19 protein-coding genes and 1 pseudogene are annotated in these 22,010 nt (G+C 41.0%); 1 reads left to right on the top strand and 19 read right to left on the bottom strand.

Features of this window, described 5'->3' with window-relative positions; genetic code table 11:
- Positions 1–16 precede the first annotated feature (16 nt).
- From hemW to gpr, 6 genes are all read right to left on the bottom strand, one after another.
- Entirely contained in the window at positions 17–1,204 is a 1,188-nt protein-coding gene (gene hemW / locus DW059_RS01145; protein WP_117696996.1) for a radical SAM family heme chaperone HemW, read from the bottom strand.
- Positions 1,205–1,221: 17 nt separating this feature from the next.
- Positions 1,222–3,033, bottom strand: coding sequence for a translation elongation factor 4 (gene lepA / locus DW059_RS01140; RefSeq protein ID WP_022243087.1), 1,812 nt, complete (start codon positions 3,031–3,033; stop codon positions 1,222–1,224).
- A 27-nt stretch (positions 3,034–3,060) separates the two neighbouring features.
- Positions 3,061–3,924: a GDSL-type esterase/lipase family protein gene (locus DW059_RS01135; protein WP_117696993.1), complete on the bottom strand. Its 864-nt coding sequence runs from the start codon at positions 3,922–3,924 to the stop codon at positions 3,061–3,063.
- Between the two features lie 12 nt (positions 3,925–3,936).
- Positions 3,937–5,271: an MBOAT family O-acyltransferase gene (locus DW059_RS01130; protein ID WP_117696991.1), complete on the bottom strand. Its 1,335-nt coding sequence runs from the start codon at positions 5,269–5,271 to the stop codon at positions 3,937–3,939.
- A 116-nt stretch (positions 5,272–5,387) separates the two neighbouring features.
- Entirely contained in the window at positions 5,388–6,713 is a 1,326-nt protein-coding gene (locus DW059_RS01125; RefSeq protein WP_242986050.1) for a stage II sporulation protein P, read from the bottom strand.
- A gap of 60 nt (positions 6,714–6,773) precedes the next feature.
- On the bottom strand, positions 6,774–7,721 hold the full coding sequence (gene gpr, locus DW059_RS01120; protein WP_117696988.1) for a GPR endopeptidase: 948 nt from the start codon (positions 7,719–7,721) through the stop codon (positions 6,774–6,776).
- A gap of 192 nt (positions 7,722–7,913) precedes the next feature.
- Here gpr and rpsT point away from each other — a divergent pair, with 192 nt between their 5' ends.
- Positions 7,914–8,177 carry a 30S ribosomal protein S20 gene (gene rpsT, locus DW059_RS01115; protein ID WP_022243092.1) on the top strand — a complete coding sequence of 88 codons (264 nt, stop codon included), beginning with the start codon at positions 7,914–7,916 and terminating at the stop codon, positions 8,175–8,177.
- 73 nt (positions 8,178–8,250) lie between these two features.
- On the opposite strand, the gene holA is transcribed toward rpsT, so the two are convergent.
- The 13 genes and pseudogenes from holA to argC all read right to left on the bottom strand — a co-directional run bounded on the left by holA (position 8,251) and on the right by argC (position 21,830).
- Entirely contained in the window at positions 8,251–9,228 is a 978-nt protein-coding gene (holA, locus tag DW059_RS01110; RefSeq protein ID WP_117696985.1) for a DNA polymerase III subunit delta, read from the bottom strand.
- Between the two features lie 43 nt (positions 9,229–9,271).
- A complete protein-coding gene (locus DW059_RS01105) occupies positions 9,272–11,671 on the bottom strand; it encodes a DNA internalization-related competence protein ComEC/Rec2 (protein ID WP_256385499.1) in 2,400 nt (799 codons plus the stop codon).
- Positions 11,672–11,874: 203 nt separating this feature from the next.
- A complete protein-coding gene (locus DW059_RS01100; RefSeq protein ID WP_117696980.1) occupies positions 11,875–12,837 on the bottom strand; it encodes a GerMN domain-containing protein in 963 nt (320 codons plus the stop codon).
- A gap of 10 nt (positions 12,838–12,847) precedes the next feature.
- Complete coding sequence (locus DW059_RS01095; protein ID WP_117696977.1) at positions 12,848–14,296, bottom strand: sensor histidine kinase; 1,449 nt, start codon at positions 14,294–14,296, stop codon at positions 12,848–12,850.
- A gap of 33 nt (positions 14,297–14,329) precedes the next feature.
- Positions 14,330–15,019 (bottom strand): response regulator transcription factor, encoded by a 690-nt coding sequence (locus tag DW059_RS01090; protein WP_022243097.1) that lies wholly within the window; start codon positions 15,017–15,019, stop codon positions 14,330–14,332.
- Positions 15,020–15,027: 8 nt separating this feature from the next.
- Positions 15,028–15,603, bottom strand: coding sequence for a helix-hairpin-helix domain-containing protein (locus DW059_RS01085; protein WP_117696976.1), 576 nt, complete (start codon positions 15,601–15,603; stop codon positions 15,028–15,030).
- 106 nt (positions 15,604–15,709) lie between these two features.
- Complete coding sequence (locus tag DW059_RS01080; protein ID WP_117696973.1) at positions 15,710–16,531, bottom strand: hypothetical protein; 822 nt, start codon at positions 16,529–16,531, stop codon at positions 15,710–15,712.
- On the bottom strand, positions 16,528–16,854 hold the full coding sequence (locus DW059_RS01075; RefSeq protein WP_117696971.1) for a hypothetical protein: 327 nt from the start codon (positions 16,852–16,854) through the stop codon (positions 16,528–16,530). Before DW059_RS01075 ends, DW059_RS01080 begins: the two co-directional genes overlap by 4 nt.
- Before the next feature lie 9 nt (positions 16,855–16,863).
- Positions 16,864–18,057 carry an aspartate aminotransferase family protein gene (locus DW059_RS01070; RefSeq protein WP_117696970.1) on the bottom strand — a complete coding sequence of 398 codons (1,194 nt, stop codon included), beginning with the start codon at positions 18,055–18,057 and terminating at the stop codon, positions 16,864–16,866.
- Positions 18,050–18,949 carry an acetylglutamate kinase gene (argB, locus tag DW059_RS01065; protein ID WP_022243101.1) on the bottom strand — a complete coding sequence of 300 codons (900 nt, stop codon included), beginning with the start codon at positions 18,947–18,949 and terminating at the stop codon, positions 18,050–18,052. Before argB ends, DW059_RS01070 begins: the two co-directional genes overlap by 8 nt.
- Positions 18,950–19,014: 65 nt before the next feature.
- Positions 19,015–20,238, bottom strand: coding sequence for a bifunctional glutamate N-acetyltransferase/amino-acid acetyltransferase ArgJ (gene argJ, locus DW059_RS01060; protein WP_022243102.1), 1,224 nt, complete (start codon positions 20,236–20,238; stop codon positions 19,015–19,017).
- A gap of 63 nt (positions 20,239–20,301) precedes the next feature.
- Positions 20,302–20,763, bottom strand: a complete 462-nt coding sequence (locus DW059_RS01055) for a GNAT family N-acetyltransferase (RefSeq protein ID WP_117696967.1) — start codon at positions 20,761–20,763, stop codon at positions 20,302–20,304.
- A gap of 12 nt (positions 20,764–20,775) precedes the next feature.
- A pseudogene (gene argC / locus DW059_RS17480) lies at positions 20,776–21,830 on the bottom strand (N-acetyl-gamma-glutamyl-phosphate reductase).
- Positions 21,831–22,010: the final 180 nt, after the last annotated feature.

The following is a 22,010-nucleotide window of genomic DNA, read 5'->3' as shown; positions in this document are numbered from 1 at the left end:
TTCAACACCGCACTACTTAATCCAGTAAAAACTGGGCGAGTACATAGTTACTGATGTCCATACCGTGGTCGCTGAGCTTTATTACACCGGCTTTTTTCTCGATTAAGTCCTCTTCCTGAAGCTGGTTTAAGACTTCGCCATATACTGCTTCTATTTCCACGCCGAAAGTCTCTTTGAATTCTGTTCTTGTAACTCCCTTTAACATACGCAGGCCTAAAAACATGAATTCTTCCATCTGGGCATGGCGGCTGATTGCATCTGCACTCTCATGGAGATTCAATGCCGGTACTCCATCTATTTCCTTCGCCGAAATATTACCGCATGCTTTGATATACGCTTCAATCTCTCTTATATTACTGTAGCGTACTTCTCCAATCAAGGAAGCTGCCCCAAGTCCTACCCCAAGATACGGTACCCGCTTCCAGTATCCGATATTATGCCTTGCCTCTTTCCCCTGCTTTGCATAATTGGATACTTCATAATGCTCATAACCTGCCTCTGCAAGAATCTCCTGAGTCTTTTTATAAATTTCATACTCTGTCTCTTCAGATGGCAGATGCTCTGTCGGCTTTCCGGCTTCCCGGAGCACTGCCTCGAATTTGTATTTTTCATAAAATGGTGTTCCCTTTTCGATAATCAGGGAATAGGCTGAAATATGTTCCGGTTTTAATGCTATGACACGCTTTAAGCTGGTGACAAATTTCTCCGTACTCTGATAAGGCAGGGCACTCATCAAATCAACGTTGATATTTTCAAATCCACATCTTCTGGCACATTCATAATTCTCCAAGAACTGCCGGTAAGTATGGATTCTTCCTAATATCTTTAATTCATCATCAAAGGCAGACTGTAACCCTATGCTGAGACGGTTAATGCCTGCTTCTTTATAGGTAAGAAGTTTTTCCTCATTTAAAGTTCCGGGATTACATTCTATGGTAATCTCTGCATCTGCTTCCACCTCAAAGCTTACCTGAATCTGTTTTAAAAGAAGTGCGATATATTCCGGTGCTAAAAGAGACGGTGTTCCGCCCCCTATATATATAGTAGAAAGAGCCGGACGTCCCATTGTCTGTCCGTAATATCTGATTTCATGCAAAAGAGCACCCACGTAGCGGTTTTGTAACCGCTCGTCCGCAGGTGCTGATAAGAAATCACAATATTCACATTTTCTTACACAAAAAGGAATATGCACATAAAGTTCCATCTATGTTCTCCTGTCATCTATTTCTCATCTAACTTCAGTACACTCATAAATGCTTCCTGTGGAATCTCTACATTTCCCACCTGACGCATACGTTTCTTACCTTCCTTCTGTTTCTCTAACAGTTTACGCTTACGGCTGATGTCACCGCCGTAACATTTTGCCAGCACATCTTTTCGCATTGCTTTTACTGTCTCACGGGCAATTACCTTGCTTCCAACGGCTGCCTGAATCGGGATCTCAAATAAATGTCTCGGAATCTCTTCCTTTAACTTCTCACACATCTTTCTTCCACGCTCATAGGCGGTATCCTTAAATACAATAAAGGAAAGAGCATCCACTTCTTCTTTATTAATAAGAATATCCAGCTTCACAAGCTCTGACTGCTCATAACCCTTCATCTCATAATCAAAGGACGCATATCCTTTGGAACGGGATTTCAATGCATCAAAGAAATCATAAATAATTTCATTTAACGGAAGGTCATATTTAATAACTGCACGGGTCTGCTCAATATATTCCATACTCTTATAGATACCACGGCGTTCCTGGCACAAATCCATAATGGCACCTACATATTCGGATGTCACCATAATTTCTGCTGCAACCATCGGCTCTTCCATATATTCGATTTCGGATGGATCCGGAAGATTGGATGGGTTTGTCAATTCTATCATGGTACCATCCGTCTTATGTACCCGATATACAACGCCTGGTGCTGTCGTTACTAAATCAAGATTAAATTCTCTCTCTAACCGCTCCTGAATTACCTCTAAATGAAGCAGTCCTAAGAAACCACAGCGGAAACCAAAGCCCAATGCAATGGAAGTCTCCGGTTCAAACTGTAAGGCGGCATCATTTAACTGTAATTTTTCCAAAGCGTCACGAAGATCCGGATATTTGGCTCCATCTGTTGGATATAATCCACAGTATACCATCGGATTAACTTTCTTATATCCCGGCAATGGTGCATCACAAGGACGCTTTGCTTCTGTTATGGTATCACCCACACGGGTTTCTTTCACATTCTTAAGGCTGGCAGTAATATAACCTACCATTCCGGCTTCTAACTCATCACATGGAATGAACTGTCCGGCTCCGAAATATCCTACTTCTACTACATCTGCTTCTGCTCCGGTTGCCATCATGCGGATGGTTGTCCCCGGTTTTACGGAACCTTCCCGGATTCTGCAGAATACAATAACACCTTTATAAGCATCATACACAGAATCAAAAATCAACGCCTGAAGAGGCGCTTTGGCGTCCCCTTTTGGTGCCGGTAATTTATGCACAATCTGCTCTAATACTTCTTCCACATTCAACCCTGTTTTGGCAGAAATCCGTGGTGCATCCTGTGCCTCAATTCCAATCACATCTTCAATTTCTTCTACTACTTCTTCCGGTCTTGCACTCGGCAGATCAATTTTATTAATGACTGGAATCACTTCCAGATCATGGTCTAATGCCAGATATACATTGGCAAGGGTCTGTGCCTCAATCCCCTGTGCCGCATCTACTACCAGCACAGCACCGTCACAGGCAGCAAGACTTCTTGATACTTCATAGGTAAAGTCCACATGTCCCGGTGTATCAATCAAATTAAAAATATATTCTTCTCCATCTTTGGCATGATATATAATACGGACTGCCTGGGACTTAATGGTAATTCCACGTTCCCGCTCCAAATCCATATTATCTAAAACCTGCGCCTGCATTTCGCGGCTGGTCAGAAGCCCTGTCATTTCGATAATACGGTCTGCAAGGGTTGATTTACCGTGGTCAATATGGGCAATGATACAAAAATTACGAATCTTACTCTGGTCGATTGACATATATTTACTCCTTCTTTATTCCATGTTTCAAAAGGAAATCCGTCCACAGGGAATAATATTTCCCAGCAGGTGAATCTCATCATAAGTATATTCCGGATTCAGATTTCCTGTTTCGTCAGTCACTACTTCATTTACATCAATATAAAATATATCGTGATTATTTGCAAGCATTGCAATTCTGTCATTCCGTTCTTTGATTGCCGGATTGTTAAAAATCGGGTCGGTCTCTGACTTTTCCTGTTTTACATACATAATGCCCTGTAAGAAAATCAGTGCATCCGGCTGTAATTCCCGGATATGATTGACAGCTTCTTCATATGCTTTCATAAAGCTGTCTACTGTACCGGTTCCCATTTCGTTGATTCCAATCATCAGATAGACTTTACCAAACTGATGCTCGCTTAATGCTTCTTCAACGGTAATCTTCGCGCCGTTTTCCTCGACAATCGGCGTATCAAACATATCATAGACCGTAAGTCCGATACTGGCATAATAAGTTGCATTATCCCAGCCGCCATAGTCTCTTAAGCCAACGGTTCTGGAATCTCCGATAAATACTGCATCATCAAAATAATCCTGGGTTACATCGGTAAAAGTATAAGTCTTATCCACTTCTGCCTCCGTATCTGCAACTGCTTCTGTTGCTTCTTCCGTTGCCAGCCCCTCTTTGTCAGCATATACGCTTTCCAAATCCTCCTCCGGTTCTGCCTTATCCCATGGCAGAATGCCCTCTTTGGATGCCTGCATCATGCCAGCCACCGCCGGAACCTTCGGCCAGTCCTTATTATATTCTTTATATGCGCCCTTTGTTCCGGCTAATGCAACACCGCTTACCAGCAGCATACTGATTACCGTAACAATAAGAAGCGGACATTTCTTCCATTTCTTCATGACAGCCTCCCATTAAAAACTAAAATACATAAACGGATTGTTCAGTCCATTTGCAATCTGATAAATACAAATCCATAATACAACAAACAAAATTGCTTTCATCCACCACTTCTTCCAGCATTTTTTTAATATCTTATCCATAAAAGGAAGTGATACCACAAATGCCAATAGGAAAAACACTCCATAGGTTCTGCCGTATTTCAGATAATCGCCTGCATTGACTGCGATTCCGGTTCCAAAGAACGGGAACAGTCTTGCAAAATATACTTTCAAATCAGATAACTTCGTAATTGCAAACACGACCCAGGTCAGAGGGATTACAAACCAGATGTAAAGGTGTGCCAGCCATCCATGTTTCTCTAAAAAATTTCTGATTACAAATCGTTCCAACGCAATAAATACAAATAAAATCAAGCCCCATAATGGAAAATTAATGGTAGAACCATGCCACATTCCGGTTACAACCCAGACAATCAGCAGATTGAAAAATGTCCACGCATTTCCCTTCCGGTTGCCTCCCAAGGGAATATATAAATAATCACGGAACCATCTTCCCAGTGTAATGTGCCACCGGCGGTAAAACTCAGACACTGTCCTGGAACGATACGGATGGTCAAAGTTCTTCGGCAAATCAAATCCAAGCATCTCTCCGATTCCGATTGCCATCAGGGAATATCCCTGGAAATCAAAGAATAACTGTGCAGAATAACCGAATGCTCCCATCCACGCTAACGGTGTGGAAATACTCTCAAAGCCAATGCCCTGAATATCACGCCAGAGAATTGCCAGATGATTTGCAATAATTACTTTATATCCCAATCCTATGATAAAAAGAGTCAGACCATGTTCGATTTTCTCCAGACGGATTGGATGTTTCTTTAACTGCCCTGCCATATTGGCAAACTGGGCAATCGGTCCGGATATCAGCTTTGGGAACAAAAGGATATAAGTTCCATACTCCAGATAATCCCTCAACGCTGCTGTTTTCTTCTTATAGACATCCAGCACATAGGAAAGCATGGTAAAAGTATAAAAGCTGATTCCAAGCGGAAGCGACAATCTTGTATATTTAAATATACACAATAATCCGATATTATAGCAAAGCAAAATCACAAGCATGGTATTTCTGCTGCTCTTCCTACTTATATGATCCATCAGTAATACCAGAATGTAGTTCAGACTCATGGAAAACAATAAAAGAAGTGCATCCTTCCAGTTTCCCATGGCATAGAATACCAGACTGCCAAAGAAAAGTACCGGATTTTTATACTTTACCGGTACCAGATAATATATAATAAGAAAAATCGGCAAAAACCGAAATAAAAATTCTAAGCTTGAAAATTCCATGATAACTCCATATCTTTCGTTTTATTTTACGCATCTCTTTTATTATATAAGAAATGCAAGTGATTTCAATGTGTTTTTCCGAAAAAGTTATTACATTTTCATTACGAAATGTTTTTCTAATTTTCTCCATGCAGCACTCTGTTCAAAAGGTCTGCCAGTGGAACCATGGCATTGCGTGCCTCCTCCTGCGTGTTAGTATAGGAACCCATTTCGATCAAAAGATATTTCTCTTTAAAATGCATATTATACCGGTATCCTTTTAAATAAATCGGGCGGGTAAGATTCGGATAATACTCTGCCGCTGCAATCTGCATCTGCAGGGAAAAAGCAAGATTCCCGGTAAGGTTTGGATTATTGAGATAAGAAATATCTCCTAACGCCTTTGTCCGGCTCAGTCCGTTAAAGAACATAATCGGTGCCATCTGCACCCCGTTTACCTCCCGCACCATATGCTTATCCACTGCATCACGATGTAAATCTATTACCACTTCTATGCTCGGATTCTCTGCTAACAGCTGCTCAATGGGCCCCTCCGCATTGGCATAGGCGTGATCTCTGTCTCCCACATCATACTGTCCCATATGATGCATGACCTGAAATCCATATTTTTCCTGTAACAGGCTGGTAAGATATTCCCCTGTTCCCATAACGCCCGTCATTACATCATTTGGGTCGGAATCTGCAAACATTTCCTGGGAATGGGTATGGTAAATCAGAATCTGCGGCTGGTCTGCCGGCGTTTTTATGGTTAAATCCATATTTAACAATTCTTCTGCATTTAACTGACTGCTATTGATGGTTGTTGTATTGTCCACCTGATAAAAATTCTGAATCAGATAATCAAAATCATTTAATTTTTCTCTTGGAATCTCCACCAACGGCTGAGAGCTGACTGCTGTATTATCCGGGGCTGCCGGCTGCTCTGCCGCTTCTGCTGCCGCTTCTGCTGCCGCATCTGCTCCTGCCTGCGCATTTTCCTGCTCCATTTCTGCCACTATGCAGTCCTGATTCTCTCTGCTGGCTGCCTCCGCCATCTGCTTAGCCTCTACTTCCGCTTCATCCTTTCCTTCCAGTGCAACAATCTCTTCTTCTGAAAGGCTGCTCTCAATTGTCGTATCATAAGTCCTTATGGTATCTGCATATCCGATAAGTGGTATCTGGTCTGTCACTTTTTCCAGCAAAAAATCACTCAGTGTCTGTTCCTGCCTGCCCTCTGCCATATAGGCAACAGTCGGAATATACTGTCTGGTCATGGACATGGATATCTCATTTTGTATATAAGAAAAAAAACGTTTTGCCAGTGTTTCCCTTCCGGTTCCCGCTTTCACCATAAGAAAAAATGCATACAACAGAAAAAGTGCAATAGCAGACTGCCTGTACCATTTTTTTCGTTTCCTGACCAGTTCCGTTTTTCCCTGATATCTTTGCCCATAGACTCTCATGCTGCCAGCACCTCCTGTTCTGCCATAGCAAACACTATATTCTATGCAGCTTCTGTCCCTTTAGAACCGGGAGAATGCCAGATTCAGTCCCTCTGATATGGTATAGCTCAGCCTTTTTACCGCTTCATCAATATCTTTTGGGGTTACAAACATTGCATTCAAATGTGGAGATAAAAGTTCTCTTGCCAGCTCATGCTTTTCAATTTCATCCAGACCTGCCAGCCCATTTCCCACGCTTTTTAGCTGCGCTGACTCCCGCATGGCTCCGATTAAGTCACTCATGGTATCCGAAACTATCGTTGCGGCATCTACTACGGTAGGAATTCCTATGGCAATTACCGGAATTCCCATGCTTTCTTTATTAATGGCGTGCCTGTGATTGCCCACACCGGAACCGGGATTGATTCCGGTATCCGTAATCTGGATGGTACGGTTCAGACGCTTCACGCTGCGGGCCGCCAGTGCATCCACCACCATTACAATATCCGGTTTCGTCTCTTCAATGACTCCCCGGACAATCTCTCCTGATTCCATGCCGGTCTGTGCCATTACGCCCGGCACAATTCCGCTTATCTGGCTCGTCGCCTTATTTCCAAAGGCATATTGTCCATATTCCTTGATAATGTGCCTGGTAATCATCATATTATCTACTACATAAGGTCCTAATGCATCCGGTGTCACTTCCCGGTTGCCAAGACCCACTACCAATATCTTGAGTTCTTCTTTTTTCCCCGGCAGCATGGTTTCAATCACTTTTGCCAGCTGCCCGGACACTTCTCTGTGATAATCCTCATCTTCTTCCATCATGTCCGAAGCCTCAATGGTAATATATGTTCCCTTCGGTTTTTTCATTGCCTTTGCTCCGTTTTCTGTGTCAATAAATACCCTTGTAATCATGATTTCCGGTGAAATTCTTTCCTCATCCACCCGTACTCCCTTTACTTCAATATGATCTTCATCAAATTTTTCTCTCGTCTCTAATGCGAGGTCTGTTCTTACCTGAAACATAGCTTCACTTCCTGTAAATAATTTTTCCAAATAAATTTTCTTTATTATTTTTTACATTTTTTCTCCAAATATGTATTGACAGATGTAAATATGTGGGATAAACTATCATAGTATGTTTACATTAGAACGTCCGTGTCCGGCTTTAATGAAACAACCAAAAACAATAAAACAATCATATTGGAGGTGTACAGGTTGGCTAACATTAAATCTGCTAAGAAAAGAATTCTTGTAAATCAGACCAAAGCTGATAGAAACAAGGCTATTAGATCAAAAGTTAAAACATCTATTAAGAAAGTAGACGCTGCAATCGCTGCAAACGATAAAGAGGCTGCTGCTGCTGCATTAGTTGCTGCAACATCTGAAATCAACAAAGCTGCTACTAAGGGTGTTTATCACAAGAACACTTCTTCCAGAAAGATTTCACGCTTAAACAAAGCTGTGAACAAAATGGCATAATTGCCGGAAGAGCATAGATTATAAACGATTATAAAAAAGAACGTTTCGTACCGTCATTCGAAACGTTCTTTTTTTATGCACTGTATTTTACAATCAGAAGTTCTACGGCTAACTGGTCTGCCATTCTTCCCGTCTTGACATCCTCTTCTGCCTGTCCGCAGTCTTCAATTGCATCCTTTAACTGATTTATTTTAAAAGCTCCTGCCTGCCGAAGATTCTTCTGCACTGCAAAGCTTGGCATCCCTGCAGTCTTTGCAATACTGACAGCAGGATATCCTTTTGCTGACATGCTTTTTATCAAAAGCAGATTCTGGAACTGTCTTGCAATCAGGAATAAAATCCGCATGGGTGCTTCCTTTAATGCCAGTAAATCGTAATATAAGTCCAAAGCCTTCTTCTGATTCTTAGCAGAGATGGCATCAATCATTTCAAAGATTTTATTTTCCGTCTGTCCGGTACAGATTGCCTCTACATCTGCCGCAGAAATCTCTGTCTTATCCAATGTATAACAGATAAGCTTTTCTAATTCCTTATCAATATTTTCCATATCGGAACCGGTCTTTGACAGGAAAAGCTGCATCACGGACTGGGTAATTTTCTTCCCTTCCCGCTGGATTCTGCCCAGTATCCAGCGAATCAGCATATCTTCCTTCGGGGTCTCAAATTCTACGGCACTTCCAGCCCTGGATGCCGCTTTAAATAATTTGGAACGCTTATCCACTTCTTCTTCCACAAAAACAAAGCAGGTGGATTCCGGCACCTGGCTCATATATTCTGCCAGGTCATCACAGCTGTTTTTAAAGAAGCCACTGTTTTCCACCAGAATCATACGCTTTTCTTTAAAGAATGGCAGTGTCTCCGATAAATCAATCAGTTCCTTTGGATTAATATCCTTTCCCTCATATGCCGAAAAATTCATCGTATCATCCGGCTCTACCAGTGCATGTTTTAGCTTATCACGATACTGCCGTTTCAGATAGTCTTCCGTTCCATATAAAAGATATACGTTTTTTAATTGTCCCATTTTAATGTCATTATCTATTGTTTTCATAAAGGATATTATACTATATTTTTACTTCTTTATCAAAGCATACTTACCGAAAGCTTTGAATTGTGATCTTTCCCTTTTCCTCTTCCAGTGAAATCTGACCGCCTTCCATCGTATCAAAAATTTCTGCCGAAGCTTCTTTTAATCGATTTATAGTCTCCTGATGAGGGTGTCCATATCGGTTGTTTTCCCCACAGGAAATCAATGCCAGTTCCGGCGAAAGTGCTTTTAAAAATTTTTCTGTCGAGGAATACTTTGAGCCATGATGTCCTACTTTAAGAAAATCTACTTTCCACAACCGCTGCTTTTCTAAGAGCCAATTTTCTTCTGCTTCTCCGGCATCTCCGGTAAATATCCCGGAAATATATTTCGTCTGATAGAGCAATATCATGGATTTTCCATTCTCATCCTCTGCCTGATACTCTCCGTCCGGAAGGAGGCAGCTTATGGTATCCTCGCCACTTCTTATGCAATCTCCTTCTTTCATATATAAGATTGGAATGTTTCTCTGCTCTGCCAGTGCACATATGCTCTGATAATTCTTTACATCCGGCTGTTTTCCAGGCAATATAATATTTTCAACAGAATACTCCGTCTCAAGAACTTCTAACAATCCGTTCACATGGTCTTCGTCATAATGGCTTATAAACCAATAATCTATCTTCGTGATTCCATTGCTTTTTAGAAATGGCAAAATCCGATACGTTCCCACCTTAGACACATCAGTGCTTCCGCCATCCAAAAAAAGATTGGTATCTTCCCCCAGTCGTACATAGATGCCATCTCCCTGCCCCACATCAAGAACTGCCATAAGATGATTACTCTTTACCGGACGAAGAACCAGAAGTAACACCACGCTTCCAATCAAAACAATCGTAAACTTTCTAAGGAGTATATTTGTATTTGTATTTCTATTCCCATCTCTGTTTCCGCTTTTCTTTGTCCGTTTTTTTATCAGCAAGCAGGCGGCTGCAAGCATCAGATAATAGAATATGATGCGCTGTATCGGCCACTGTCCTACTATCTTCGTAGCTCCCGGGAGCCGGCTGCACCAGCTGACTCCAACATAAATTCCGTCCAGCAATAATTCCAACATCATGATTACCGGTCCCGCAAACAGTCTTCCTACAACAATTTTTCCCATACACATGAGCAATGTTGCAGCTATCCCGTTTATTAAAACTACACTCAACAAAGAAACTATCAACAGATTCAGAAGCAAAGCATAGACCGGCACTTCATAATAATAGTATGCCACCAGTGGAAGTGTTGTAAGTTGAACGGAAAGCGAAACTAAAAAGTTCTGCCGGATTTGCCGTTTCCATATTTCCCGTATTTTATTTGCCGCCTTATCGCCTGTTTTCCGTTCCTGTGTTTGCTGTTTTTGCTCCCTTGGAAACAACTGTCCAATACATTTTGCCACTACTACCACACCAAGAATTGCAGCTACCGAAAACTGGAGTCCTGCATTTTCAACCAGATACGGGTTTTTCCATAAAAGCACCAGCACTGCCACAGAAAGAGCGGTTCTGCTATCATAGCTTCGCCCGGACAGCTTTGCTGCCATAAGAAGTGCAAACATAATCCATGCCCGGATAGCAGATATTCCCATCCCGGTCATTTTCACATAACAGAACAAAAATACAACCGCTGCCGTACAGGCACAAAGAGAATTTCCTTTTTTTCTAAGAAGTCCATAACAGAACAGTCCAATGCAGGAAATATGCATTCCACTGATTACCAGCACATGGCTGGCTCCTGCCTGTTGAAAGACTGTTGAAACTTCCTTTTCCAAAAGTTCTTTATCTCCTAAAAGCATTGTTCCAAGAATCCCAGCATTTCTTTTCGATAAATTATTTATATAATCTTTTTTTAATTTTTCTTTTATTATAAATAATTTCTCTGCCAGTACATCTTCTCTTCCATATTCGCCACAAATCCTTTCGGCATCAAAATGATAATCCATATTCAGACTGTGATAATATTGAAATTCATCATAATTACCATCATTGGCAGCGCGATTCAGTTGTCGGATATTTCCTTCTAATACAATGGTTGTTCCAATACGACACGATTGGTCAGATGGTTCCTGCTTCAGTCGAACCAGGACAGAATTGGTTTTATAGGTTTTATCTCCAATCCGTAAGAAAACATGATTAAGATATAATCTTGTCTGATTGTTTTTTCGTTCTTTTTTCTCTATCTTCCCCTGTAAAATTGTCTTTTCATTTTCCGTCTGCCAGCCTCTGGAAGCATCTGTTTCTACAGAAAGGCTGGTCTCCTGCTCTTTTAAAATCGTCTCAATGGTATAGCTTTGCTGCTGCATATACCAGATTCTTGCAATTCCCAGCAGAAAAAATCCTATTCCAAGTACTGCTGTAAACCGGTATACCCTCCGTTTTCTTTGCCGCAGGGCATACAGCAGATACATCTGACACCCTGCCACAAAACTGATAATGATAACTTTTATGACCGTCGGAACAGACAGGCAGACAATAATACCACACAGGAACAATATCGTTCCATAGCATAAGGGGCGTTTTATAATTTCGATATAACCCCTCCTAAATATTTTTCTAAGATGTTTCTTCTTAATATGTTGCTTATAAGATATGTTACTTATAAGATACTTCTTCTTAAGACCTTCTACTAAGGTGTCTCTTCTGTTTGTGCTTCTGTAGATACCGTCTCGTTCTCATCTGCACTTACCACATAGTCAAGGTTCCGTTCATAAAGCTGGTCTAATGCAAAACTATCCCGGTAAACACCGCTGGTCTTTCCATTTACAGAAATCTGCACCTTACTAATGGTTGAAATCTCCGATAAAGAGTCTACAATAGAATAAATGACAATTGGCTCCTGTATTTCATAATTCTGATTCAGGAACGCCTCATCTAATGTAACATAGCAGATTCCATTGGTTGTCGTAACATTGACAAGATTTGTTCCTTCCGGAAGTGGTGCTTTCAAATTCTTATCATCCGGTCCCTTTAAAAGATTCTCCATAATCAGTTTTTCCAAGGAAATGTTACTGCTATACTGTACTTCTTTTTCGCATTCTACCAGTCCGTTTCCATCAGCATTTGCATAATATAAATGTAATGTTGTTGTCTGAATGGAATTAATCTGTTTTCCCGGATTCTCAACAAAGCTTTCTTCTGTCATCAGTCCGATTACATTATCCCGGCTGTCTGCCAACGGTGCATCTCCCACATAAAAAGATACATATTTTACATCCGGAAGCTGTACCAGTGTCTTTACCACTGCTGCCCGGCACAACACCTCATCCGTAGACTGCATTTTGGAATAATTATCATTAAAGTAAAGAAACAGCTGATTGCTTTCCAGTGACCAGTCTGTAATTGTAACATCACCAGGAACCGGTTTCTGATACTCCACGCTATCCGTATTGGTGCACAACGCATCTAAAAGAGTGGATATCATGTCCTCTGTCTTGCCCTCTTTTAAATCATATGGCTGCTCTACCACTTTTGTTTTTTCTTTATTCAGATAATAAATATAATACGCCGGGTCATCTGTCTCCTGTCTGCCACACCCTGTGAACAGCGATACCAGAAGGATAAAACTCAGCCATCCTGCAATTTTCTTCATGCCAGACCTCCTAGGCAATGTAATTCAGCGGAATCCGCACAGTAAAGAGCGTTCCCTCACCCTCTGTACTAAATACCTTAATTGCACCACGGTGCATTAATATTGCATTTCTTGTAATGGCAAGTCCAAGTCCGGTTCCACCTATTTCTCTGGAATGGGACTTGTCTACGCGATAGAATCTTTCATAAATATGCTCTAAGGAATCCTCCGGAATACCGATGCCGGAATCCTCTACCTTAAGATAGAAATACTGATAATCTGCATTCAGGGACACATGTACCCAACCGTCTTCCTTATTGTATTTGATTGCATTTTCCACCAGATTGGTAATGGCAAGCGTCAGCTTTACCTCATCAATTTCTGCTGTAACAGGCCGGAAACTTTCCAACACCAGATCTACATGCTGTTTTTCCGCAATCGGTTTTAATCTCTTTAAAATTAAATCCAGCATCTCATTGATGTTAACTGACGTGATATTCAAATCTGATGCAGACTTGTCCATCTTAACCAGCGAGAGCAAATCATTAATAATTTTATTTTCACGTTCAATTTCATTTCCAATGTCTAACATAAATTCACGATACAGTTCTACCGGAACATCTTCCTGTCCATTCAGTGAGTCTGCCAGTACCTTCATAGAAGTAAGCGGTGTTTTCAGCTCATGGGACACATTGGACACAAATTCCTGTCTGGAGTCATCCAGCATCTTCATTCTGCTATAAAGTTTATTAAATTTTTCCGAAATCTGAACTGTTTCAGAATAATCCTTAATCATCAGCTCCCCATCACTGGTTCCATATCCATTCTGAATCTCAGCAATAGAGGATGCCATATTCTTCAACGGGTTTGTCAGACGAACGGATAAAAATACGCTGACTGCAAACAGAAAAACTGCCCCGAAAATCTGAAGCACTAATGCAGCATTTCTCATATATTCCAGATTGGCAAGAATACTATCTGTCGAAACACTGATAAGAAGCACTCCGATAATACTCTTCTCCCCTGACTCTACGTTATCTGTAGTCAGCGGAATAGTCATTTCCACATAATGATTATCCACATCATAATTCATAGAATCCTCACCGCGGAATGACTTTATGACTTCTTCTGAAATAATTGTTTTATCGGTATCCAGATCATAAGTATCTTTTATAATATGAAAAGAAGAATCTATCACAAGAATTCTTCCATCATAAACACGTGACATCTGCTGCAGCTGTGAAGTGATGCTTTCCGACTCCGCTCCATTGATATAATCTGTGGAGACCATCTGGTTTGCAAGAATCTTTGCCTGACCAATTACATCTACACTCCGGTTAGAAACCGCATGTTTCTCATACGCAGTTAAAATTCCGGTCCGGATTAAAATTCCGGTCAAAATACCAATCAGCATAAAAAGACAAATCAGCCGGAATTTCATGCTTTTCAAAAAATTGCGAATACCTTTTTTTCTATTCATAAGTCTGTACCTTCATCCTCTGCTATATCGCTGTTATTTCTGATAGAAATAACCTACACCCCATTTCGTATGCACATATTTTGGCTCACTCGGATTCGGTTCAATCTTCTCACGCAGTCTACGCACATGAACATCCACCGTTCTGACATCGCCCGGATATTCATAACCCCATACCAGATTCAGCAGATTCTCACGGCTGTATACCTTATTCGGATTCATAACAAGAAGCTCTAACAAGTCAAATTCCTTGGCTGTCAGATTAATCTCTCTTCCCTGGACAAACAGTCTGCGGCTCTCACAGTCTAATTTTAAATCGCCGCTCTCTATCACTTTGGAATTTTCTTCCTTCGGTTCACTGGCAGCAGTTCTTCGCATAATTGCTTTGATTCTGGCTTTCACCTCAAGAATATTAAACGGCTTGGTAATATAATCATCTGCACCATATTCCAGTCCTAAGATTTTATCCATATCATCGCCTTTTGCTGTCAGCATGACAATTGGCATATTAGAAAACTCCCGGATTGCCTGACACACTTCAAATCCATCCATCTTCGGAAGCATGATATCCAGTAAAATCATATCAAACTTATTCTCCTGTGCCAGATGCAGTGCCTCTTCACCATCATACGCACAGGTTACTTCCATTCCATCCTGTTCCAATGAAAAACGGATTCCTTTCACTATTAATTTTTCGTCGTCCACAACCAGAACTTTTTTTGCCATTTTACACCTCAGTTAACCCTTATATTATCTTTTATTTTTTCAAAAACGCCATTTTTAATTCCGGGAATATTCATTAAATCTTCAATAGTCTGAAATGCGCCATTTTTTTCCCGGTAAGAAATAATTGTCTCAGCTTTTGATTCTCCAATTCCGGAAAGTGTCATAAGCTGTTCCTTTGATGCAGTATTCAGATTGATTCTGCCATCCTCCGGCTCTGCTGCCGAATCAGCACTCCCTGTCTGCTGCAAAAGGTAAGTTTCCTGATCCGGCACCTTTATCATCTGTCCGTCAACAACCGGTTCTGCCTGATTGAGTGCCTCTTTTGCTGCAGCCTCGTTAAAACCTCCTGCCAGCTCCAATACATCGCAGATTCTGGCTCCATCTTCCACTTCATATACTCCCGGGTGCACTACCTCACCACAGACATATACATAACAAGAAGCCGGCGGGCATAAGACAGCTTCTGTAACCTCTTCACTCTCCATTTGCGTATCCGGCTCAAAATATACGGTATCTTCTTTTCCACATGCCGTATATATAATCCCACAATATAAAGCCAGAGCTAATAACCCGACTTTTTTCATCTGTATCACTCCCTTACATAAATTCTGTTATGCAAGAAAGTCCCCTAATGCTTACTGTTTTCTATTTTAACGAAAATTTGCCCTTTATACAAGTAGTATTTTCAAATTATTCCTGTGGCAGGCTTCCACCATTCCACAATGCCTTCATCTGCCTTGTAAATTCTGACCAGAACTCACCTGCATTTGCAGCATCCGGTACCAGCTGGCTGTTCTGATACTGCATAAAAGCTGCCTGTTCTGTTTCATCCCGGCTGGCACCTTCATCTGTAGAAATATGACCAGTCATTGCATGCAGGGTATCCACTTCTTCTTTTTCTATAAAAGCAGCAAAATCAGACGCCATATCTTTTTCCCCCGAAAATTCATTTACCAAAAGGATCCCCGTTCTGGCAACCCCCTGCATCGGTGTGGTATCGTCTAACATCGGCAGCCCGCAAACGCCATAATTTTCTGCTGTCATCTTATTTAAATCATCAGAATCAATGATTGCACACAAAGATGCTCCCTGATTAAAATTCTCCACCACCTGATTTCTGTCAATTTCATCCGTATCAATCCCCACAGTTTCTGAAAGGTTTTTAAAGAAAGTTAATTCATCATTATATTTTTCTCCATATGTCGTCAAAAGGGTATAGTCCGTCTCATTCCATTCCACTTCAGTCCCCACAAATGGATAATCATAAAATCCATCTGCCACATTCCATTCCAGCAGATTTCCTACACCTTCTCCTAAAAGGTTATTCTGTCCATAGTCTAAAATTTCCGAAATACTCTCCGGTGCTTCCAGGAAATTCTCTTTCTGATATACCATCACCAGTGTATCAAAAAACAATGGGTATTCTTCTTCCGTTGCAACACCATATAAATACGCCTTGTCTTTTGCATCATTCCAGGCAAGATACAAATCCGGATAGTCTTCTTCCGTCATCGTTGCATCATAAATCTGTTCAAGATAAGATCCTCATCTACATAACGGATTCCCACTGCGATACCGGTTTTGGCATAATAATCCACTGCACACTGTTCAAAATAATTCCTGCAGTCTGCATCGCTGTACCAAAAGGATAGCTCCTTTTGCGCTGCTTCATATGCTTCTTTTGTTTCCTGCTCAGATGTTATCTGCTCTTTTCTGTCTGTTTTTAACTCTGTTTTCCCGGTTTCTTTGCTGCTGTAAAAAGCAGCCGCTGACAGCAGGATAACTCCCACTGCCAGCGTTGTTGTTTCTATGATTTCCTTTGTTTTCTTTTTCATATACCCTGCCTACATACGATCCAGTACGTTTTTCAGTTTCGTTATCATTTCATCCACATGCTCTTTTTCAATCACAAGTGGCGGCACCATACGGATTACATCTGCGCCGGCTGTTATAATAATTAAACCTTCTTTTAATGCTTCTGCTGCGATGGTTCCAACTGGTTTTGTGCTTACAAGCCCCTGCATCAGTCCCATACCACGGCGGGCTGTAATAAAATCATATTCTTCTACCAGCTTATCCAGTTCGCTTTCCAGATAAACTGCGATTTCTTTTACATGGTCTGTAAGCTTTAATTCTTCAAATAAGTCCATTACCTTACTGACCGCTGCTCCGACAAACGGATTACCTCCATATGTGGTTCCATGGTCACCCGGTGCCAAGGATTTCTCTGCCACACGTTCTGTCATGGCAAAAGCTCCTACCGGCACTCCACAGCCCAATGCCTTGGCACTGGTCATAATATCCGGTTTGATTCCATAATGCTGCCATGCAAACATTTCTCCGGTTCTTCCCATTCCACACTGGATTTCATCTAAAATAAGAAGAATATCTTTCTCTTTGCAGAGTGCAGAAATCTCTTTCATAAAGGATTCCTCTGCCGGATAAATACCGCCTTCTCCCTGCACGGTTTCAAAGATAATGGCACATGTTTTTTCTGTTACCTGTGCTTTTACACTTTCAATATCATTAAAATCTGCAAATTTCACACCACCACAGAGTGGCTCAAACGGTTCTCTGTAATGGGCATTTCCGGTTACTGATAATGCTCCCAAGGTTCTTCCATGGAAGGAATGGTTCATGGCAATAATCTCATGGTCTGCATGACCATCTCTGGTATAGGCATATTTTTTTGCTGCCTTAATTGCTCCTTCAATGGCTTCTGCTCCACTGTTGGTGAAGAAAACCCTGTCCATTTTGGAAACTTTTAAGAATTTCTCTGCAGCTTCCATAATCGGGACATTATAATAAAGATTTGAAGTATGTGTAATTTTATCAATCTGATCCTTCAATGCCTGCTTATATGCTTCATTACTGTATCCTAACGCTTCTACCGCAATACCTGCCGCAAAATCAAGATACTTCTTTCCATCGGTATCATAAAGATATACGCCCTCACCATGATCTAATACCAGTGGGAAACGATTATAAGTATGTAATAATGCTTTATCTTCACAATCCATATATTCCTGTTTATTCATGATAAAACTTTTCCTCCGCATCTCCTAAAATTGCTGTTCCGATTCCACGGTTTGTAAAGATTTCCAGTAACAGACAATGTGCAATTCTACCATCTAAGATATGTACTCTGGACACACCATTTTCAATGGCATCGATACAGTTATTTAATTTTGGAAGCATTCCGCCGCCAATATAACCATCTTCAATCAGCTTGTGTGCATCTGAAATCTTAAGTTCGGAAATCAGTGTAGATTTATCATCCGGGTCTTTGTATACACCTTCAATATCTGTAAGGAATGCAAGTTTTTCCGCCTGTACGGCACGGGCAATTGCACATGCTGCATCATCCGCATTGATATTGTAAGTATCATAATTATCATCAAGACCTACCGGGCAGATAATCGGCAGGAAATCTTTTTCGAGAAGATCATATAAAATCTTTGGATTTACTTCCTTAACTTCACCCACATACCCGATATCCTGTCCATTGGATAATTTCTTATTTACCTTCAGCAGTCCACCATCTTTACCGCTGATACCTACTGCGTTCACGCCAAGCTTTTCTACCATCTGAACCAGTGATTTATTGACTTTTCCAAGAACCATTTCTGCAATTTCCATGGTAGGTGCATCGGTTTTACGAAGTCCATTGATAAATTCCGGCTCCATTCCGGCTTTTGCAACCCATTTGCTGATTTCCTTACCGCCACCATGAACGATAATCGGTTTGAAACCAACTAGTTTTAAAAGAGTTACATCCTGGATAACGCTCTGCTTTAACTCTTCATCTACCATTGCACTTCCGCCGTATTTTACTACGATAATTTTGCGGTTGAAACGCTGGATATATGGCAATGCCTCAATTAATACCTCAGCTTTTTTCAATATTTCCTGCATACTGTTTTCTTCCATCTGTCCAATCCTCTTTCCTTTTCTTAAAAAATCTTTTTTCGTATATTTTTTCAATCAAATCTTTTTTAAGAACGATAATCTGCATTTATTTTAATATAATCATAGGTCAAATCACAGCCCCATGCTGTTGCACAGGCTTCACCCATCTTCATATCTGCAATGGCAGTTACTTCTTTTTCAGATAAAATCTTAGTTGCCTCTTCCTCGGAATAATCTACGGCAACACCATCTTTGATAATCATCAGCTTGCCGGCTGCACTTTCAAAGTAAAGGTCAACCTGCTCCGGATCAAATTCCACGCCGGAATAGCCCAATGCACATAGGATTCTTCCCCAGTTAGCATCATGTCCAAAGATTGCAGCCTTGGTAAGGCTTGATGTTACTACGGATTTGCTTAAGATAACCGCATCTTCTTTGGATGCCGCATGCACTACTTTTACTTCAAATAAAGCAGTTGCGCCTTCGCCATCTCCTGCCATCATCTTAGCCAATGCTTCATTGACATAATAAAGTGCTTCACAGAATGTTTCGTAATCTTCATTCTTCTCTTTGATTTTTTCATTGCCTGCAAGACCATTTGCCAGTACCAGGCAGGTGTCGTTGGTGGAAGTGTCTCCATCTACGGAAATCATGTTATAAGTATCTGTTACGGTACTGCTCAGTGCTTCCTGCAACATTTCTTTTGAAATTGCCGCATCTGTTGTGATAAAGCTTAACATGGTACACATATTCGGATGAATCATGCCAGAGCCTTTACACATTCCACCGATGGTAACCTTCTTACCGGAAAGCTCTACCTCCACTGCAGCCTCTTTCTCATGGGTATCTGTTGTCATAATAGCAAGTGCTGCATTATGTCCACTAGTTAAATCACCACTTAATTTTTTACTCATCTGTTCCACACCGGCACAGATACGGTCAATCGGAAGCTGTTTTCCAATTACTCCTGTGGATGCCACAAGAACTGCATCCTCCGGAATATCCATTAACTCTGAAGTTTTCTTTGCGGTATCTTTGCAATATCCTAATCCTTCTGTTCCGGTACATGCATTGGCAATTCCGGCATTTACTACAACTGCCTGTGCAAATGCACTGTTCTTTACAATGTCCTTATCCCATTTTACCGGTGCTGCCTTTACGACATTCGTGGTAAATGTTCCGGCAACTGCACATGGCTCTGTGGAATAAATCATTGCCATATCTGTTCTGTCTTTATACTTAATACCTGCTGCTGTGGATGCAGCCTGAAAACCTTCTGCTGCGGTAACGCCGCCTTCTACTTTTTTCATAATATGCCTCCTGTCCTGCTTTCCTCTGTCTTTTGTCTTAAGCTGTCTGCTTTCCGAATTTATTTATGGATTAAATACAGTTACATTTTCCGGATTCAAATCAAATTCATAATAATTCATATCCTTCCGGAATGTCCAGCCCATATTCTTCCAGAATCCATTACCCAGCTCATTACTGGTAAATGCCACCAGATTTACTTTGTTAATGCCTTCTTTTTTCAATGCTTCCATTGCCATCATTGCCATCGCTTTTCCAATACCATGTTTCCGGTAATCCTCATGGACACATACATGATAAAAGCATCCTCTTCTTCCATCCTGTCCGCAAAGAATAGCTCCTACGATTTTTCCATCCATACATGCCACGATACTGGTGTCCGGATTTCTTCGGATAAAACGCTTCACATTTTCTTCCGAATCATCAATGCTCCGGATGCCAAATCCGTGAATGCTCATCCAGAGTGCATGGACTTCGTTAAAATCGTCTTCTTTCATTGTTCTTAATATATATGTAGCTTCTGCCATATTCTCTCCTGCTTATGGGAACATCGGTACCAGTTCCAGACCTTCTGATTCCTTTAATCCAAATAATAAATTCATATTCTGTACTGCCTGACCGGCAGCTCCTTTTACCAGATTATCCAGAGCACCCATCATAATCACTCTTCCGGTACGCTCATCTACTACAAAATTCACATCTACATAGTTGCTTCCTTCTACCCATTTGGTTTCCGGGCACACACCATCCTCTAATACCCTGACGAATTTCTCGTTCTTATAATATTTTTCATAAGCTGCACGAAGCTCTTCTTTGGTTGGATAACTTCCGTCTGCTTTCTTCACCAGTGATGCGTACTCTGTTGCTAAGATACCACGGTTCATCGGAACAAGATGTGGTGTAAAGCTGATGGTAATCTCTTTTCCGGCTGCATAACCTAACTGTTCTTCAATTTCCGGTGTATGTCTGTGGCTGCCACGCCATATGCCTTCATATTTTCATTTACTTCACAGAACAGGTTGTTGACCTTTGCTCCACGTCCTGCACCGGAAGTACCGCTCTTTGCATCTACAATCAATGTATTGGCATCAATCAGTCCCTCTTTTACCAGCGGATATGCAGTTAAAATGGAACAGGTAGTATAGCATCCCGGGTTGGCTACCAGTCTTGCATTTTTCACCTTTTCACGATTGATTTCGCAAAGTCCGTAAACGGCTTCTTCAATAAACTGTGGGCTCTTATGTCCAATTTTATACCATTTTTCATAAATAGCCACATCTTTGATACGGTAATCTGCGCCCAAATCAATTACCTTTGTCTCAGATAAAATCTTCTCATTCAATACAGAACCAAGGAATCCCTGCGGTGTTGCTGTAAAGATAACGTCCACCTGCTTTGCCAGCTCTTCTATATTATCATCAAGGCAGGTATCCTCTACGATTTCAAACATATTACGGTAAACATCTGCGTACTTCTTATCTATATAACTTCTGGAGCCATACCACTTAATCTCTACGGAAGGATGTCCCATAAGAATTCTTACCAGTTCTGCTCCTGCGTATCCGGTTGCTCCGATAATTCCTGCTTTAATCATTTTTACATCTTCTTTCTTCTTAAGATTATGGCACACATGGAATTTACATGCCATTTACAATGCATAATTATACATTCGTTTTATACATTATGCAAGTATTATTTTCTGTTTTCACGCTTTTTCAGTTAATTTATGATTCTATAAGTCTTCTTTTATTAATATATTATCCGTTTTTATACA

The sequence above is a fragment of the Roseburia sp. AF42-8 genome (assembly GCF_003435965.1).
Taxonomy (GTDB): domain Bacteria; phylum Bacillota; class Clostridia; order Lachnospirales; family Lachnospiraceae; genus Roseburia_C; species Roseburia_C amylophila.
This window is presented reverse-complemented; position numbering and strand designations above follow the sequence as displayed.

Excerpts from the sequence above, each read along its gene's own strand:
- hemW (WP_117696996.1), bottom strand. The coding sequence starts at position 1,204 with ATGGAACTTTATGTGCATATTCCTTTTTGTGTAAGAAAATGTGAATAT.
- lepA (WP_022243087.1), bottom strand. The coding sequence starts at position 3,033 with ATGTCAATCGACCAGAGTAAGATTCGTAATTTTTGTATCATTGCCCAT.
- DW059_RS01135 (WP_117696993.1), bottom strand. The coding sequence starts at position 3,924 with ATGAAGAAATGGAAGAAATGTCCGCTTCTTATTGTTACGGTAATCAGT.
- DW059_RS01130 (WP_117696991.1), bottom strand. The coding sequence starts at position 5,271 with ATGGAATTTTCAAGCTTAGAATTTTTATTTCGGTTTTTGCCGATTTTT.
- DW059_RS01125 (WP_242986050.1), bottom strand. The coding sequence starts at position 6,713 with ATGAGAGTCTATGGGCAAAGATATCAGGGAAAAACGGAACTGGTCAGG.
- gpr (WP_117696988.1), bottom strand. The coding sequence starts at position 7,721 with ATGTTTCAGGTAAGAACAGACCTCGCATTAGAGACGAGAGAAAAATTT.
- holA (WP_117696985.1), bottom strand. The coding sequence starts at position 9,228 with ATGAAAACAATAGATAATGACATTAAAATGGGACAATTAAAAAACGTA.
- DW059_RS01100 (WP_117696980.1), bottom strand. The coding sequence starts at position 12,837 with ATGAAGAAAATTGCAGGATGGCTGAGTTTTATCCTTCTGGTATCGCTG.
- DW059_RS01095 (WP_117696977.1), bottom strand. The coding sequence starts at position 14,296 with ATGAATAGAAAAAAAGGTATTCGCAATTTTTTGAAAAGCATGAAATTC.
- DW059_RS01090 (WP_022243097.1), bottom strand. The coding sequence starts at position 15,019 with ATGGCAAAAAAAGTTCTGGTTGTGGACGACGAAAAATTAATAGTGAAA.
- DW059_RS01085 (WP_117696976.1), bottom strand. The coding sequence starts at position 15,603 with ATGAAAAAAGTCGGGTTATTAGCTCTGGCTTTATATTGTGGGATTATA.
- DW059_RS01080 (WP_117696973.1), bottom strand. The coding sequence starts at position 16,531 with ATGACGGAAGAAGACTATCCGGATTTGTATCTTGCCTGGAATGATGCA.
- DW059_RS01075 (WP_117696971.1), bottom strand. The coding sequence starts at position 16,854 with ATGAAAAAGAAAACAAAGGAAATCATAGAAACAACAACGCTGGCAGTG.
- DW059_RS01070 (WP_117696970.1), bottom strand. The coding sequence starts at position 18,057 with ATGAATAAACAGGAATATATGGATTGTGAAGATAAAGCATTATTACAT.
- argB (WP_022243101.1), bottom strand. The coding sequence starts at position 18,949 with ATGGAAGAAAACAGTATGCAGGAAATATTGAAAAAAGCTGAGGTATTA.
- argJ (WP_022243102.1), bottom strand. The coding sequence starts at position 20,238 with ATGAAAAAAGTAGAAGGCGGCGTTACCGCAGCAGAAGGTTTTCAGGCT.
- DW059_RS01055 (WP_117696967.1), bottom strand. The coding sequence starts at position 20,763 with ATGGCAGAAGCTACATATATATTAAGAACAATGAAAGAAGACGATTTT.